This window comes from Porphyromonas sp. KLE 1280 (assembly GCF_000700805.1).
GTDB lineage: Bacteria > Bacteroidota > Bacteroidia > Bacteroidales > Porphyromonadaceae > Porphyromonas > Porphyromonas pasteri.
Map to the genome: position 1 here is coordinate 188,201 of NZ_KL362964.1, position 17,383 is coordinate 205,583.

The 17,383-nt window shown below is 58.2% G+C and carries 11 protein-coding genes; 7 read left to right on the plus strand and 4 right to left on the minus strand.

All coding sequences use genetic code 11. The features are described from left to right. Positions 1–279: 279 nt before the first annotated feature. A complete protein-coding gene (locus tag HMPREF1121_RS06030) occupies positions 280–2,538 on the minus strand; it encodes a glycoside hydrolase family 20 protein (protein WP_044115335.1) in 2,259 nt (752 codons plus the stop codon). Between the two features lie 719 nt (positions 2,539–3,257). On the opposite strand from HMPREF1121_RS06030, the gene HMPREF1121_RS06035 reads away from it, so the two are divergent. From HMPREF1121_RS06035 to HMPREF1121_RS06045, 3 genes are read left to right on the plus strand one after another with little or no spacing between them, the layout of a single operon-like run. Beyond that, positions 3,258–4,256, plus strand: coding sequence for a lipopolysaccharide kinase InaA family protein (locus HMPREF1121_RS06035; protein WP_044115336.1), 999 nt, complete (start codon positions 3,258–3,260; stop codon positions 4,254–4,256). A 3-nt stretch (positions 4,257–4,259) separates the two neighbouring features. Beyond that, complete coding sequence (locus HMPREF1121_RS06040; RefSeq protein WP_044115337.1) at positions 4,260–5,807, plus strand: GH3 auxin-responsive promoter family protein; 1,548 nt, start codon at positions 4,260–4,262, stop codon at positions 5,805–5,807. Positions 5,808–5,822: 15 nt separating this feature from the next. Further along, a complete protein-coding gene (locus tag HMPREF1121_RS06045; protein ID WP_009433522.1) occupies positions 5,823–6,065 on the plus strand; it encodes a hypothetical protein in 243 nt (80 codons plus the stop codon). Between the two features lie 87 nt (positions 6,066–6,152). Here the strand turns inward: HMPREF1121_RS06045 and feoB are convergent, their stop codons facing one another. The 3 genes from feoB to HMPREF1121_RS06060 all read right to left on the minus strand — a co-directional run bounded on the left by feoB (position 6,153) and on the right by HMPREF1121_RS06060 (position 10,298). Then, the gene (gene feoB / locus HMPREF1121_RS06050) at positions 6,153–8,300 is read right to left on the minus strand and encodes a ferrous iron transport protein B (RefSeq protein WP_044115339.1); all 2,148 of its coding nucleotides are present in this window, start codon (positions 8,298–8,300) and stop codon (positions 6,153–6,155) included. Continuing rightward, the gene (locus HMPREF1121_RS06055; RefSeq protein ID WP_052353633.1) at positions 8,281–9,276 is read right to left on the minus strand and encodes a metal-dependent transcriptional regulator; all 996 of its coding nucleotides are present in this window, start codon (positions 9,274–9,276) and stop codon (positions 8,281–8,283) included. Before HMPREF1121_RS06055 ends, feoB begins: the two co-directional genes overlap by 20 nt. A gap of 158 nt (positions 9,277–9,434) precedes the next feature. Next, positions 9,435–10,298: a sigma-70 family RNA polymerase sigma factor gene (locus HMPREF1121_RS06060; protein WP_009433515.1), complete on the minus strand. Its 864-nt coding sequence runs from the start codon at positions 10,296–10,298 to the stop codon at positions 9,435–9,437. A gap of 962 nt (positions 10,299–11,260) precedes the next feature. On the opposite strand from HMPREF1121_RS06060, the gene HMPREF1121_RS06065 reads away from it, so the two are divergent. The 4 genes from HMPREF1121_RS06065 to HMPREF1121_RS06080 are packed head-to-tail and all read left to right on the plus strand — an operon-like array spanning position 11,261 to position 17,296. Next, positions 11,261–12,694: a TolC family protein gene (locus HMPREF1121_RS06065; RefSeq protein WP_044115341.1), complete on the plus strand. Its 1,434-nt coding sequence runs from the start codon at positions 11,261–11,263 to the stop codon at positions 12,692–12,694. 54 nt (positions 12,695–12,748) lie between these two features. Then, positions 12,749–13,783, plus strand: a complete 1,035-nt coding sequence (locus tag HMPREF1121_RS06070) for an efflux RND transporter periplasmic adaptor subunit (RefSeq protein ID WP_044115343.1) — start codon at positions 12,749–12,751, stop codon at positions 13,781–13,783. Positions 13,784–13,801: 18 nt separating this feature from the next. Beyond that, complete coding sequence (locus tag HMPREF1121_RS06075) at positions 13,802–16,951, plus strand: efflux RND transporter permease subunit (protein WP_044115345.1); 3,150 nt, start codon at positions 13,802–13,804, stop codon at positions 16,949–16,951. Between the two features lie 15 nt (positions 16,952–16,966). Further along, entirely contained in the window at positions 16,967–17,296 is a 330-nt protein-coding gene (locus HMPREF1121_RS06080; RefSeq protein WP_232223748.1) for a PG0541 family transporter-associated protein, read from the plus strand. The last annotated feature ends 87 nt before the right edge of the window (positions 17,297–17,383 follow it).

The following is a 17,383-nucleotide window of genomic DNA, read 5'->3' on the forward strand; positions in this document are numbered from 1 at the left end:
TATCATCTGTCACCCCTTCATTGGTGGGCTATGCAATCGCCCTGAAGAGGTGCTGTGGAATGCCCGTTCTCCGTCTGGATCCACGGGCGCATACTCGGCACAAAGTTATTAACTTTTCCCTACTTATCGCGGAAGTAGGCTTATCGCTTAGCGGTAGGAGGGAGGTCGATGAGGGGAGAGGTCCTATACGAGCCGTCCCCAGATGAGCGGTATCTCGCTCGTCTGGGGACGGTGTCATATATATATATTATGGTATAGCCGCTGTGGCTATCGGGAGGCTTAGTGCACGATGATCTCGTCGCAGAAGATGAAGTGACCAGCCGAGCGGTTGTTGCTTGCCTTCACGCGGACATAGCGCGCACGCTCCTTCATCGGGAAGGAGAAGGTCTCGAAGACGGGCTTATAGATATCCTCAGAGGTGAGCGTCTTCTGGAGAGCTACGCTACGGAAGTTCACGCCGTCGTCGCTTAGGAGGATCTCTACATCACCGGGCATGTAGACCCACTGGACGCGCTCCTGCATGAACTTGGCGAAGATATGGCTGAGCTCCGTCACGGCACCGAGGTCGATCGTCACGTCCATAGGTGAGGTGAAGCCCTGCCAGCGACCATCGAGGTAGGTGGGCGTACCACGCACACCGTCGATGAGGGCGCGTGAGCCACCTGCGGGGTAGCGCTCATTCCACGTGCAGTCATTGTAGGTGATCTTCTTGCCGATAGCCTTGTGGTAGTCGGTGCGGAAGGAGATCATAGGAGCGGCCTCGATCATCTTGTCGCCCTCGAAGAGGCGGGCTTTGACGATGAGGGAGTCGCGTGAGGTAAGAGGCGTACCCGTGTAGCGAGGTGAGCGAGCTGTGGGCTCTGTGCCGTCCGTCGTGTAGCGGATGTCGGCTGTGGGGCGCTCACTGTCGAGGCTTACAGAGACGAGGTGCTTCACGGTGTCGACCTCATTGATGGCGGCGATACGGCGCAGAGGATAGACGTTGATGCCACGCTCCTTGAGTGCAGGGACGTGGTAGTTCACACGCGTTAGGAAGCTCTTATAGTCACGATCCTGCTGAGGCGTCCATGCGACTTCCGAGAGTGCCAGGATACGGGGGAAGAGCATGTATTCGGCATGGGGCTCATCGAGGACGTACTCCGTCCAGAGGTTGGCCTGCACACCGAGGACGTGCTTGGTCTCGGCAGGCGTCAGCTCCTTAGGTACGGGGTTGTACGAATAGATCTTCTCCAGAGGGATGAAGCCGCCATTAGCGCGGGGCTCGTGGTCGGACTCACGCTGATAGAGGTCCAGATAGACGTGGCTATTGGGGGTGAGGATGACATCGTGGCCTTCCTTGGCAGCCTGGATAGCGCCCTCTTCGCCACGCCAGCTCATGACCGTAGCATCGGGAGCGAGACCACCCATGAGGATCTCATCCCAGCCGATGAGCTTGCGCCCCTTGCTGTTGAGGTACTTCTCGATACGGCGGATCATATAGCTCTGGAGCGCGTGGTCGTCCTTGAGACCTTCGCTCTTCATGCGTGCCTGACACTTGGCGCACTTGCTCCAGTGCTGCATCGTAGCTTCGTCACCACCGATGTGGATATACTTCGAGGGGAAGATCGCCATGACTTCGTCGAGGATATCTTCAAAGAACTTGAAGGTCTTCTCATTCCCGATACATACGTCGGAGTTCTCGAATGCCGATTCGTTGAGACAGCTCAGCTCGGGATAAGCAGCGAAGATCTCGTTGCTATGTCCAGGGAGCTCGATCTCGGGGATGACCGTGATGCCGAGGCGGGTGGCGTGGTTGAGCACGGCATGGATGTCCTCCAGGCTGTAGTAGCCGCCGTAGCTCCCAGGGGTGCCTTCGTCGACAAAGCGGCGATCCTTCTGCCACCACTGGTCCCAGTCACTTACTGTGCGGAAGGCAGCCTTCTTCGTCAGGAGGGGGTACTTCTTCGAGGGGAAGCGCCAGCCCCCACCGTCGACGAGGTGCCAGTGGAAGCGGTTGAGCTTATAGCGAGCCATCTCATCCAAGAGACGGATGATCATATCGCGGTTCATGAAGTGACGCGAGACGTCGAGCATCACCCCGCGGTAGGCCAGGCGTGCTGAGTCAGTGATGGTGAGGTAGGGTAGGGCTCCTCCGTACTGCTGGGTGATCTGCAGGAGGGACTGCGTACCCTGTCGGAGACCCGCTTCATCACGAGCAGTGAGGGTGATCCCCTGCTTGCCGATCTCGAGGCGGTAGCCTTCGAGGCCTGGGACGGAGGCATCGAGACGGGTCGTGATAAGACCCTTCATGCGGCCCTTGGCAGCGGTCGTGGTGAAGGACTGCTTCTTGAGTCCGTCGCTGAGGGAGGCAGGTGCTCCAGCGGAGAGACGGAAGGTGCGGGGCAGACGGAGCGTGCCCGTGCCATAGGTGACGCTTACGGGGCGTGGGATGAGCTGAAGGCTATCCACAGCCGCCTCTGTCTGAGTCGCGAAGAGGCTCGTCAGGGAGAGGGACAAGGCGAGTGCCGTAGAGCGTAAGCCCTGGTTAGTCATTCGCATAGTGCTTTCGTATCTAACTATTTAGAGGGTGAAGATATTCCGAGTATCTGCAAAGATAGCTCTTCCATAGTGCCCTGCAATAATAGGGAGTGGTGGTAACCTATATTGCTTTGCGCTCCGACCTATATAGGATGGCGAGGAAAGCTATATAGCTTTGGATTGATTCCGTATAGCTTTCGGTGCGAAGCTATATAGCTTTGTGAAGGGACCTCTATTAGGTTGTTGCTCCGCGTAGGGATAAAAGTTGCGGACGAGTGGGAGATAAGTTTGGACTACGTACGTGGCCCTAATATCTACGTACGTGGATATTTGGACTGACGTGCCTGGTCTTTAAGACTACGTGTGTAGATAGAAGAATACCACTACGTGAAGGCGGTTTTTTCTTCACGAGAACGATGCTTTTCCCTCCGCTGGATAAGAGGAATACTTGCGATAAGTCGAAGGGCTTGCTCGGTCACTTCGGAGAGGTATATCGGGGGGCTGGGTGCGCGATACCTTAGCAGAATAAATAGAGGGCAGGACTCTCGGTAGCAGGCTCCACTATTCATTCGTGTACCAAACAAATAGTGGTTTGCAGATCAACTTTGCCTCCATACGGCTTGCCGATGAGGAGGCGATTTTGATGCAGGAGCCTCGCGCTCCAAGCAATGGGCGGGGATAGTTTGTATCTTTGCTACTGAACCACGGCGAAGGTCTTCGCCCCTAATGATACGAAAGATTTGCTCCGATATCACAGCGTTGTCCCCGAGGGTGAGGCCCTTCTGACCCAGCTCCTCGGCTATATTCACCTCCACGAAGGGGGGAGCAGCGAGCTCCCTCCTGCGGTGCATATCACCGAGATCTACCGCGGGCGCAATGTCCTCTATCGAGTCGAGTGCCCCGAGGGGGACTTCACGATCAAGCACTTCGGGCGCTTGTCGCTCCTGCGTCGCCTCTACTACGGCTGGACGAACTCCAGCAAGGCACGGCGCTCCCTGCTGAATGCCGTACAGCTCTCGGCCTATGGTATTGCTACGCCCGAGCCTATCGGCTATGCCGAAGAGCGGAGCGCGCTGGGCGGTCTCGAGGACAGCTATTACGTCATGCGCTACCTCGCCTTCACGGGGGCTGATCTTCAGCATGAGGCTCGCTCGGGTGAAGTCAATGCGTCGCTGACGTGTGCGCTGGCTACCTTCCTCGCCGAGCTCCACGAGTGCGGCATCGTGCACGAAGATCTCTCGCCTGGGAATATCCCCTATGTATATGTATATGATCGCGCGAAGGAGGAGTACACCTTCATGCTCGTCGATCTGAACCGTATGCACTTCACCGCTACTCCGCTGAGCCTGCGTGCGAGTATCCGCAATCTCGATCGCCTCTTCGCCCATCCGCGTGCTACTGAGGCTCTTGGACGTGCCTATGCTGAGGCGAGAGGCTGGGATCCTGCTGTAGTACAGCCAGCCCTCGAGGCCGCCTGCGATAGCTTCTGGCTTCACCGCCTACCGAAGCTGGCACTGCGCTATGCCCAGCGCACTGAGGGGATGAGTGCTCCCACCTTTCTCCGTCACTACAATGCTTATCTCCGCTGGCGTCGCCTGCGCCATCTCTGCCCCGTCGGGAGCTGGCAGCGTGCACTCCATGCCCGCGAGTCCGCCTTCTATACCCGCTATCTCGAGGTAGAGGACGTGCGCCGTGCACTCGCCAAGCGTGAGAACTATCCCCATACCCCCCTCTCTTAGTCTATGGATCTCAAGACCAGTCTCGTCTATCAGGTGGCGAAGCTTCGTCTACGCCGTATCGAGCAGTATGCCACACGTGCCGAAGAGCTTCAAGCTGAGCAGCTCCGCCATATCCTCGCCCGTGCAGCCCGCACTGACTTTGGGCATCGCTATGGACTTACCCGCAAGACTACGTACAGCTCCTACTGCACCGATGTGCCCATCGTAGACTACGAGGGGCTGAAGGACGATATCGAGCGTATGACCCATGGCGAGCGTGATGTCCTCGTGCCTGGGTCTTGCCAGTGGTTCGCCAAGTCCAGCGGTACGACAAGCGACCGCAGTAAGTACATCCCCGTACCCTATCTCCATCTGCAGGACTGCCACTATCGTGGTGGGAGCGATGCGCTGTGGATCTATCTGAGGAACTACCCCGACTCCCGCTTCTTCTCGACGAAGGGGCTCGTCCTCGGGGGGAGTCACAGCCCTATGCCCCTGAGCGGAGGCAAGGCTTTCTCGGGTGACCTGAGTGCTATCCTCGTCGAGCACATGCCACTTCTCGGAGATATGCTCCGTGTGCCTTCGCGCGAGACGCTCCTGATGAGCGAGTGGACAGCGAAGATGCAGGCCATCGTGCAGGAGGTCGCCACCGCACGTGTGGGCAGTCTCTCGGGTGTGCCTTCGTGGATGCTCGTCCTACTGAAGGAGGTGCTCCAAGCTACGGGGCGCGAGTCGATCACCGAAGTATGGCCCGACCTGGAGGTCTTCTTCCACGGGGGGATTAGCTTCACTCCCTACCGCAGTACCTACGCCGAACTTATCCCGTCTGAGCGTATGCGCTACGAGGAGACGTACAATGCCAGTGAGGGCTTCTTCGCTATCCAGGATGACCCAGCTGAGGCGGGGATGCTCCTGATGCTGGACTATGGGATCTTCTACGAGTTCATCCCGCTGGATGAGCTACCCGCCTCGGGCGACTACTCGAGCTGTCGTGCTCTCCGTCTGGAGGAGGTCGAGCTCGGGCGTGACTACGCCATGGTCATCTCGACTCTGGGTGGTCTCTACCGCTACATCATCGGCGATACGGTGCGCTTCACCTCGCTCCACCCCTACCGCATCGTCATCACGGGGCGCACGAAGCACTTCATCAATGCCTTTGGTGAGGAGGTGATGGTCGCCAATACCGATGCGGCACTGAGCGAAGCCTGCCGTCGTGATGGCCGTGCACGCGTGAGCGAATACACGGCTGCGCCACGCTTCTTCCTCGACGAAGGGAAGGGCCGCCATGAGTGGCTCATTGAGTTCGAGGAGGCTCCCCGTGACCTCGCGGCATTTACCTCCGACCTCGATACTGCTCTGCGTGCACTGAACTCCGACTACGATGCTAAGCGCTATGAGGATATGACGCTCCTTCCGCTCACGGTAGACGTTGCTCCGAAGGGACTCTTCCACCGCTGGCTCGAGAGCGAAGGCAAGCTCGGTGGGCAGCACAAGGTGCCACGTCTCTCCAATAGTCGTCACTACCTCGAGGCACTCCTTGCCCTCGTCACGCCTTCTTCCACCGAACTTTAATCTTCCCTCAGCAGTATGAAGTCGATCAAGCTCCGCGTCCTCCTGCTCCTCCTCTATCTCGTCGTCCTCGGGGTGTACCTCTATCCCAAGGGTGCATCACTCTCGGATCCTGCAGGCGTGCAGTGGCTCGCTGTCATGGGCGGTACGCTACTGGTCATCGTCCTGCTCTTCCTCGTGCTGCGCTACCGCGAGCGACGCCGTGATCATGCCGAGTACGGCTATTACCCCAAGGACGAAAAGGATAAGACGGAGCGCTAACGCCCTCGGATCCATCGAATAAATAAAGGCTGAGCCCTCCCACAGCGGGAGGGCTCAGCCTTTATCTTATGGAGTCGTGATGCCCGTCTACGAGAGGAAGCGCCAGAGACCAGCCACGATGACCGTCGTGATGATCCCGAGGCCGAGGGGAAGGAGCACCGAGAGGAGCGTCCAGCGAATGCTGTGGGTCTCCTTGTAGATCGTGTAGATCGTGGTGCTACAAGGGTGGTGCAGGAGGCAGAAGAGCATCATACAGACACCCGTCATGAGCGTCCAGCCACCACTCTGTAGGATAGCGAAGGTCTCTGCATCGCCGCCCTCCATCAGTACGCCAGCATCGCCCCCAGCACCGCCGATGATCAGCGTCGTCAGCATCAGCACTGTGGGTATGACGACCTCATTCGCGGGGATAGCCAGCAGGTAAGCCAGCAGGATCACGCCATTGAGCCCCATGAAGTAGCCCGGCGTGTCGAGTAGGCGGATGAGGTGCGCTGCTATGCTTTCGCCTCCGATCTGCACATTGCACGTCAGCCAGATGAGGGCTCCAGCAGGAGCGGAAAAGACGAGGGCACGCCAGAGGACGATGAGTGTGCGGTCGATGACCGAGGTATAGAGTGTACGCCAGAACTGCGGTGGACGGTAGGGCGGTAGCTCGAGGTGGAAGGTCGATACTTCGCCTCGCAGCACCGTGTGAGAGAGTACCCATGAGGAGGCGAACATGACCCCGATGCCGAGCAAGACGATGGTGAGTACCGCACCGATGCTCGCCAGTCCAGCGTAGGCTGTCGGCACGGCAGCCCCGATGAAGAGCGAGGCTAAGAGGATCTGTGTCGGCCAGCGACCATTACACAGCGAGAAGTTATTCGTGATGATAGCGATGAGGCGCTCGCGCTCACTGTCGATGATGCGGGTAGAGACGACGCCAGCAGCATTACAGCCAAAGCCCATGCTCATCGTGAGGGCCTGCTTGCCGTGGGCGCCACTGCGACGGAAGAGTTCGTCGAGATTGAAGGCGACACGGGGGAGATACCCGAAGTCCTCGAGGAGGGTGAAGAGCGGGAAGAATATCGCCATCGGCGGGAGCATCACCGAGACGACCCATACCGTGGAGAGGTACACGCCGTCGATGAGGAAGCCCGTCAGCCACCAGGGACTGCCCCAGCCAGCGAGTGTGGTCTTGAGGAAGGGATGGAGCGTCCCGACGAGGATATCGCTGAGGAGTGAGGAGGGATAGTTCGAGCCGATGATCGTGAGCCAGAAGACACCACCCAGCAGGAGCAGCATGATGGGGAAGCCCCACAGGCGGCTGGTGAGGATCCTATCCAGCCGCACGTCGAGTGGTAGACGGCCCGAGGCGTAGGCTTGCACGACGACCTCGGAGCAGATACGATAGGCATCAGCATAGATCGCTTCAGTGAGCTGGTCGTGGAAATTCTCCCCGATCTCGATATGCACGCGACGGGCTAAGTCGAGTAGCTCAGGCTTGTCGAAGCGGCTGATGATCGAGGGATCTTCCTCGATGAGGCGGTAGGCTACCCAGCGACTATTCGGCACGGTGGGATAGAGCTTCTGTATCTCGGCCTCGAGCGCACTGATGGCTTGCTCGGTGCGCTCGGGTAGGCGGCTCTTGCGGTAGGGCGTGCAGGGGATCTCGCCGAGGGCTACTCCACGTACCGTCGCGAGAAGCGTGTCGATGCCCTTCCCTGAGCGTGCACTCGCCCCGACGACGGGGATGCCGAGGCGACGGGAGAGGCCGTTGAGGTCGATCTCGATCTTGTTGCGCCGTGCCTCATCGAGGAGGTTGACGCAGAGTACAGCCTTGTCGGTGATCTGGAGCACCTGCAGGAGGAGGTTCATATTGCGCTCCAGGCGGGTCGCATCCGCTACGACGACCGTCACGTCGGGGCGTGAGAAGAGGATGAAGTCACGTGCGATCTCCTCATCCTCCGACGTGGAGGAGAGGGAGTACGTGCCAGGGAGGTCGATGATGGTATATACGTCGCCGGCGTAGGCGAACGACCCCTCGGCCTTACCTACGGTCTTGCCGGGCCAGTTGCCCGTGTGCTGCTTGAGGCCGGTGAGGGCGTTGAAGACGGTGCTCTTCCCTGTGTTGGGGTTCCCCGCTAGAGCGATGGTGAAGCGCGCATCCTCGGTGTGCTCGCCACGGCGCTGCAGGGTAGAGGCGGGGCAGGCGGCGCAAGAGGCGCAGGCGGAGTTATTCGGTTGCTGATGCATGGGGACGTTGGATGAGGATGTATCGGGCCTGATCATGGCGTAGAGCGATAGCGGCTCCACGCACGATATAAGCCGTGGGATTGCCTAAGGGACTGTGCATATCGATGCGGATCGAGCTGCCACGTACGAAGCCGAGGTCCATGAGACGGCGGCGCATAGCTCCGCGGCAGGAGGGGGAGAGGCCGAGGATTGTGGCCTCCGTGCCCTCGGGCAGTCGGGTCAGGCGTATCGTGTCTTCGGAGTGGCTCTCCTTCAGCTCTTCCTCCTTGGCGGGGCGAAGGGTAAGAGCCACAAAGGCGAAGGTCGGGAGCTCTAAGGCTTCTCCCTCGTAGTAGATCTGTGAGCGGGCGCTCTCGAGGCGATTGAGTCGGAAGAGAGAGTCACGTGTCAGTCCTGCGTCGATCAGTAGGCGGAAGCTCTCGGGCTCGTCGTCCTCGATGTGCTCGACGTAGTACCACTGACCTTCTGTTAGCTCTTCGATAGAGAGGCTGTGCGGTATAGCAGGCTCGGTTCCTTGGCTCGTGGGGATGGGGTCGCCGTGTGGGTCGAAGAGTGGGTTGCCCAGCAGGCGGGCGATACGCTCATGCTCACGCTCGGTGAGCTTGTGCTCCTCGGTGTGGGCGATGCGGTGCCAGTCCTCGGGGGTATAGCCCGAGTGCTCGGCGAGATAGAGCTCATAGAGGCGGTGGGCACGTGTCAGCTCGAGGGCACGCTGTCGGCCTGCTTCGGTGAGGCGCAGGGCTCCAGGCTCGGTGAGTCCCTCACGCTCCAGCTCACGCTGTAGGGCTTCGAGTTGCTCGGGTGAGAGGTGAAGGTCGCGCGAGGTGAGGCGGTCGGGAGCCTTACCTGTGCTCTTCTCGTGGTCGTAGAGCTGCTTGAGGAGGTCCTCCGCCTCGGTCTTGCGCGTGAGGCGCTCGGGCAGGAGGTGCAGGCGCTGGAGGTAGCTGACCAGATCGAATGTACGGCGTCGCTTCATAGATCTTGGTATGAGGAGGAAGGTGTGCCCTGTGATGTAGGGCAACGAATGGGCTAAAAAGAAGAATGGCTACGCACGAGAGCCCGTGCGTAGCCATATAGATGGGCGCTTTGCTTCTCCTGCCTTAGGGGGAGATGGGCGTAGGCGAATGTGAGGCGTTAGCCTAAGTAGGGCTTGAGGGAGGCGCAGAAGCTCTCCTGACGTAGACGGCGGATAGCCTTCTCCTTGATCTGGCGGACACGCTCGCGAGTGAGGCCGAACTTCAGACCAATTTCCTCGAGGGTCATCTCCTGACCACCACCGATACCGAAGAAGAGCTTGACGATCTCAGCTTCGCGCTCGGAGAGGTTCATCAGCACCTGATCGATTTCCTTCGAGAGGGATTCGTTCATCAGGGTGCGGTCTGCGTTGGGGGCGTCTTCGTTGACGAGCACGTCGAGGAGGCTATTGTCCTCACCATCGACGAAGGGAGCGTCTACGGAGATATGGCGACCAGATACCTTGAGGGTATCGGTGATCTTGTCTTCGGGGATGCCGAGCTCCTTAGCGAGCTCCTCGCTGGAGGGCTTACGCTCGTTCTCTTGCTCGAACTTTGATAGGGCCTTGGTGATCTTGTTCAGCGTACCGACCTGGTTGAGTGGCAGGCGGACGATACGGGCTTGCTCTGCGAGCGCCTGCAGGATGGACTGACGGATCCACCATACGGCGTAGGAGATGAACTTAAAGCCTCGGGTCTCATCGAACTTCTCAGCGGCCTTGATCAGCCCGAGGTTGCCCTCGTTGATCAAGTCAGGCAGGGAGAGCCCTTGGTTCTGGTACTGCTTAGCTACTGATACGACGAAGCGGAGGTTGGCACGGGTCATCTTGTCAAGAGCCTTGCGGTCGCCACGCTTGATGGCCTGGGCAAGCTCTACCTCTTCTTCGATAGTGATCAGTTCTTCTCGGCCGATCTCCTGGAGGTAGCGGTCCAGGGACTGGCTCTCTCTATTAGTAATCGACTTCGAAATCTTTAGCTGTCTCATTCTTCTACTTCTTAATTGTCCGGCTCATTCTGCTCATCGCCTCTCCTGCATGTGGAGTAGGGGACAAGACGACGAAGCCCACGTGGCCCGCTCGGGGAGTGTAGCACGTGCGACGGTTTACTATTCCTACTTATGCTTGCGAAGTCCGTGAAGCACTCATGGCATCCTATCCCTATCTCTATAATATATGGTGCTCCCTGTGTTGTCTTCAGTGGGGCACACCGACCTTACGAGTCCCGTGTCGTAGGGATGGATGGTGGAGCGCATCAAGGCATGCGCGCACGACACCCGAGAGAGCATCGTGCACCTAATCAACTACAAAGATACCACATTTGTTTTATTTTGTGATGAGATTTCCAGGGGCTCCGCATCAAAGTACCCTCCTAATCTGCAGGTCGTATTCCTCTTATCCAGCGGAGGGAAAAGTGTCCTTCTCGTGAAGAAAAAAGCGCCTTCCCGTAGTGGTATTCTTCTATCTATGCACGTAGTCTTAAAGACCAGGCACGTCAGTCCAAATATCCACGTACGTAGATATTAGATCCACGTACGTAGCCCAAGCTTATCTGCCACTCGTCCACAACTTTTCTCCCTACGCGGAGCAATAGTCTCATATTGGTCAGTGGGTGGATCTATATAGGTTCACTGGCTGACCTATATAGATTCGTCGGGCGACCAATATAGGTCCACCCACTGACCCATATAGGTTCATATCACCCCCTCGATGAAGTGGTGCTACCACCCTTCCGGAGCCAAGGTGGATGACACTATGGGAGGGTAGGGAGATCTCGCGCTTGGATGGGCTGGATGCTGCTGCGGGGAAATGGGCGGATGTTGTACCATATTACGCTAAGAATAGTTCATTCTTCGCTATTTGTATCTTTGTGTGAACGAACGTATCTCCCCTGTGTTGTGAAGGAGAAGTGCACCTCGTGTATGCGCGAGGACCTATTACTATATAATGTATGAGTAAGATAAATTCCCCGAAGCTTTGGCAGCCCAGTATGTGGGCCTTAGCACTCGGGATCATTGCCCTGCCTGCGACGCTACAGGCGCAAGATAAGCCCGCTGAGACGGAGATGATCATCACCAAGGATCAGCTCTCCCTCACGCTCAATGATGCTGTACGCATCGCTCTGGAGAAGAGCCCTACGCTACAAGCTACCCTCCTCGGTATCGACGGGGCGAAGTATGATCAGAAGAAGAATCGTGGCTCACTCCTGCCGAAGGTCAGCCTCTCGGGCTCCTATAGCTATATGCTCAAGAAGCAGAAGGTCTACTTCGGTGATATGGGCGGCTCGGGCTCTCCCATGGGGGGCTTCTTCCCCGATGACGGGATCGAGATGGGGCAGACGCACTCTCTGCAGGGCGGTGTCAATGCGGGTATGGTGCTCATCGCTCCGCAGCTCTGGGCTTCACTCAAGCTGGATAAGGAGGCCGTGGCGCTGGCCGAAGAGAAGGCACACGGCTCGAAGATCGATCTGGTGGCTGAGGTGAAGAAGGCGTATATGGCCGTCCTCCTCGCACAGGAATCCCTACGCGTGCTGGAGGCGAACTATGCCAATGCGCAGGCCAACTATAAGGATATCGCGAATAAGTACCAGCACGGGCTCGTCGCCGAGTACGACAAGATCCGTATGGAGACGCAGATGAAGAACGTCCTACCGAATGTCGTGGCAGCCCGTACCGCCGTGCGTCTTGCTGAGGCGAAGCTGAAGGTCGTCATGGGAGTGCCTCTCGAGACCCCCATCACCGTCACCGAGCATCTGGCCGACTACAAGGATCGTGTCTATCAGCACCTCCCTACCGAGAGCGCTGCGATCTCGCTACAAGACAATAGTACGCTGCGTCAGCTCGACCGACAGGGTCGCCAGCTTGATGCTGCACTCCACGTCAAGCGCATGGCCTATATGCCGACGCTCTCGCTGAGCTTTACCTATCAGTATAGCTTTGCTTCGGATAAATTCCATCTTGACGACCGCAAGCGCTGGAGCCCCTTCTCTACGATAGGCCTCTCGCTCGACGTGCCTATATATAATGGTGGTGCGCGTGGCAATGATGTCCGCTCCACCGAGGTTCAGATCCGTCAGCTGACAGCTCAGCGTGTAGCTGCAGAGAGCCAGCTTCGTCTCGGGCTGATGAATAGCGTGAGTGAGCAGAAGACGGCCCTCGAGCAGTTCGTCTCCGCGCAGGACGCCGTGGCTACGGCAGAGCGTGGTCATAGTATCGCTGAGGTACGCTACAAGAGCGGTGCGGGTACCCTTCTCGAACTGAATGATGCCGAGACCGCCCTCCTGCAAGCTCGTCTCAACTACAGTCAGGCCATCTATAACTATATGGTCGCTGTCTACTCCCTCGATGCTCTCAAGGGCGAGGGCCTTCCTGTGGAAGTGAAGTAACATCCCTGCCTTCCCTCTTTCCCATTGTACAAACTATAAGAATAAGATAAGAAGATGATCTCGCAGAAGACCATTAAGACCCTGAGCCTTGCCCTCTTGAGTGCTGGGCTCCTCGCCAGCTGCTCCTCCTCGTCCTCGAGTAAGGCTACCGAAGAGCAGAGTGCTGACACCATTCGCCTCGTCGAGGTAGCTCCCGCAGAGATGCGTGCGCTGAGCCTCTCGGAGGAGTTCACCGCCCAGCTCGAAGCTAGGGTGATCAATAACATCACCGCGCAGGCTGGCGGTCGCCTCAAGCAGCTCCTCGTCAAGGTCGGTGACCGTGTAGGCGCTGGTCAGGCCGTGGCTCGTATGGAGGCTACGCAGGCATCACAGGCACAGATCCAGCTCGCTGACGCTAAGACGAACTTCGCCCGTATGGACGAGCTCTACAAGGTCGGTGGCGTGTCGAAGGCGCAGTGGGAGCAGGCTAAGAGTGCTGTCGATCAGGCGAAGCTCGCCTACGGCAACGCTGCGGAGAACACCGTACTGCGTAGCCCTATCAGTGGCTTCGTCACGGCGAAGAACTACGACAATGGGGATATGACTTCTCCCCAGCTCCCTGTCGTCGTCATCCAGCAGATAGCACCGGTCAAGGCTGTCATCGGTGTCTCCGAGCAGTACTACTCCTACCTGAAGAAGGGGGCAGCAGCGACCCTCTCCGTCGATGCCCTCGGCAAAGAGACCTTCAGCGGTATCGTCACGAATATCTTCCCCACGCTTGACCCCGTCACGCATACGGTATCTACCGAGATCGAGGTAGCGAACAAGGATCTCAAGCTCCGCCCAGGGATGTATGCCCGTGTACACCTTGACTTCGGTACGAAGGAAGCCCTCACCGTACCCGACAAGGCTATCGTCCGTCAGGCTGGTAGCGGTGCACGCTATGTCTATGTCTTCTCTGCTGGCAAGGCCGTCTACCGTGCGGTAGAGCTTGGTCAGCAGCAGGGTGATCTCTATGAGGTCGTCAGCGGGCTCAATGCTGGAGATCAGGTCATCACCTCTGCGCCCTCTAATCTCAAGAACGGGCTCTCTGTCAAGCTCCGTAAGTAATTCAGCTAAGCGTCTGCTATGAGTATTTACGAAACCGCCGTACGGAAGCCCATCACTACCGCCCTGATCTATGTGGCGATAGCGGTACTTGGGCTCTTCGCACTCTCTCGACTCTCCGTCGAGCTGATGCCGAAGACCGAGACGACCAACGTCATGGTCGTCACCTCCTATCCCGGTGCCAGCGCTGCGGATATCGAGACGAACATCTCCAAGCCCCTTGAGAACTCGCTCAATGGTATCGACCGTCTCAAGCATATTACCTCGAAGAGTCAGGATAATTCCTCGGTCATCACGCTGGAGTTCCGCGCTGGTACCGCCATCGCTGAGGCTACGAATGATATCCGTGACAAGCTCGATGCGATCTCGGACTATCTGCCTGCGGGGGCTAAGAAGCCGACGATCTTTAAGTTCAGTACGAGCTCGATCCCCGTGGCCATCCTCTCGGTCGAGTCCGAGGAGAGTGCCTCGGGGCTGTCGAAGCTCTTGGAAGACCGTGTCAGTAACCGCCTGCAGCGCATCGATGGCGTCGGTACGGTGAATATCTCCGGTGCCTCTAAGCGAGTCGTGCAGGTCTACTGTGACCCCACGAAGCTCGAGGCTTACCACCTCACTCTGGCGCAGATCTCCCAGCTTATCGGTGCAGAGAATGTGAACATCCCTGCGGGGCAGATTGACCTCGGCTCGCGTACCAACTCCATCCGTGTGCAGGGGGAATTCACCGATCCTATGCAGCTCGGCTCGATCATCGTGACGAGTGTCGGCGGGAAGGACATCTATCTGCGCGACGTCGCAGAGATCAAGGATACCGTCGGGGAGCGCCGGCAGGAGAACTTCGTCAATGGGAAGAGCGGTGCTATCGTCATGATCACAAAGCAGGAAGGCTCGAACTCTGTCGAGATCGCCCGCCAGATCCGTGCTGCCCTCCCTGAGATCCAGCAGAACCTCCCCTCGGACGTCAAGATCGGCTACCTCATCGATACCTCGTGCTTCATCGTCAATACGATCGACTCGCTCCAAGAGACCATCATCATCACCTTCGTGATCGTGGTGCTCGTCGTCCTCTTCTTCCTCGGGCGCTGGCGTGCGACCTTCATCATCGTCCTCACGATCCCGATATCGCTCGTCGCCTCGTTCATCTACCTCCTCATCTCGGGTAACTCACTGAACGTCATATCGCTCTCCTCGCTCTCCATCGCCATCGGTATGGTCGTCGACGATGCTATCGTGGTACTGGAGAACGTCACGACGCACATCGAGCGTGGGAGCTATCCCAAGCAAGCAGCTGTACATGCTACCAATGAGGTCGGTATCTCGGTCGTCGCCTCTACGCTGACGATGCTCGCCGTCTTCCTGCCGCTGACGATGATGCCTGGCGAAGCAGGGCTGATGTTCCGCCAGCTGGGGTGGAGTATCAGTATCGTGATGATCGTCTCTACGGCAGCTGCTCTCTCGCTGACGCCGATGCTCACCTCGCAGCTCCTGAAGCGCAATGAGAAGAAGAGCCGACTGTCCGAGAAGATCTTCGCTCCTATCAATGCCTTCCTCGGTAAGCTGGATGCGCTCTATGCTCACCTCTTGGGCTGGGCCGTCCGTCACCGCCGTGCGACTGTGGCTATCGCCTTCGGGATCTTCGCTCTCAGTCTTGCGAGCCTCACCTTCATCAAGACCTCGTACATGCCGAAGCAGGATGTGGGCTTCATCGAGGTTACGGCCGAGCTCCCCGTCGGTACCCGTGTCGATGAGACGCGTCGTCTGAGCCTCGACCTCGACAAGCGTATGCGTGAGGAGATCCCCGCCATCCAGACCGCATCCATGACGGTAGGGCAGGCTGGTGACGGCGACTCTTGGTCGCTCATACAGGACAATGGCTCCAATATCATCTCGGGCTACATCGGTCTGCGTCCCCGCTCTGAGCGTACGCTCTCACAGGACGAAGTGTCTGATAAGCTCCGTAAGCTCCTCGCCTCCTACCCCGAACTATCTTCGTATAGTGTGACGACGGGCGGAGGTGCCAACGGTAATAATACAAGTGGCGTCACGCTCGAGATCTATGGTCAGGACTTCTCCGAGACCGATACCTATGCGCGTCAGCTCCGTGAGGAGATGGAGAAGAGTAGCACGACCTCGGGTGTCACCATCAGCCGTAAGGACTACGTCCCTGAGATTCGCTTCGTCTTCGACCGCCAGAAGCTCGCCGAGAACGGGCTGAACTTAGCCTCGGCATCCTCCTATCTGCGCTCTGCTGTCAATGGGACCATCGCTTCGTACTTCCGTGAGGATGGGAATGAGTATGATATCCGTGTCAGCCTCGCTCCTGGGGCGCGTCAGTCTCTGCAAGACCTCTCCAGCCTGCAGGTCTATACGCCTCAGAGTAAGACTCTTCGCCTCTCTGATCTGGGGCATATCGACGAAGCCTTCACGCCTCCTACCATCGAGCGTAAGGACCGTAGCCGTGTCATCACGCTCTCCCTCACGCCTACGCCAGGTGTCCAGCTGAGCGAGCTCGTCGGGAAGCTCAACGAAGTCCTCGCCGTTCACCCCGTACCCTCAGGCAATGTGAGCTACAAGATCACGGGGGCTTATGAGAGTCAGCAGGAGACCTTCGGTGACCTCACGACGCTGATGCTTCTGATCATCATGCTCGTCTTCATCGTGATGGCGGCACAGTTCGAGAGCCTTGTTGATCCCTTCGTCATCATGTTCTCCGTGCCCTTTGCCTTCTCGGGGGTCTTCCTTGGTCTCTTGATCACACAGGTGCCCCTCGATACGATGTCGTTCATCGGGCTGATCATGCTCATCGGTATCGTGGTGAAGAATGGTATCGTGCTCATTGACTACATCCGTCTGTGCCGCGAGCGTGGTATGGGCGTCGCTAAGGCCGTGACGACCTCCGGTAAGTCCCGTCTGCGCCCTGTGCTCATGACGACGGCTACGACCGTCCTCGGTATGGTGCCTATGGCCCTCGGTATAGGTGAAGGCTCTGAGATGTGGCAGTCCATGGGTATCACGGTCGCTTGGGGGCTCTCGATCTCCACGCTGGTGACCCTCGTCCTCATCCCCACGCTTTACGCTGCTCTCGAAGCTCGTCGTATCGTCCGTGAGCGCAAGAAGCTCGAGAAGAAGCTCGCTACGCGCGCCGCAGAGAAGGCGCTTGCCGCCCAACACTAATCCCTCCACCACGCTATGGATAAGTATCAAATGTTCGTCCCCGAGCAGCCGATGAAGACCGTTTTCATCACCTACAATCAGGCCTATCACGATATCATCGTGCGCCTGCTCACTAAGATGAGCCTCCGTGGTTACACCTCCTTCGAGCGGGCTCAGGGCCGTGGCTCGAAGACGGGGGAGCCGCATATCGGTGACCACGCCTGGCCTACGATGAACTCGGCGATGTACGTCATCGCTCCCGAGACGCGTGTGCCCGAGCTACTGGAGCGCCTGCGTGTGCTGGACGAAGCGACGCCTGACCAAGGGCTTCGTGCCTTCGTCTGGGCCGTCGAAGCGATGATCTAAGTTCGCCTCTTCGGCTGGTTACGGCCTCGCTTCCTTCCCATTCTTACGATATATGCCCCGCGTTGTGATCGTCCGATCCAGCGTGGG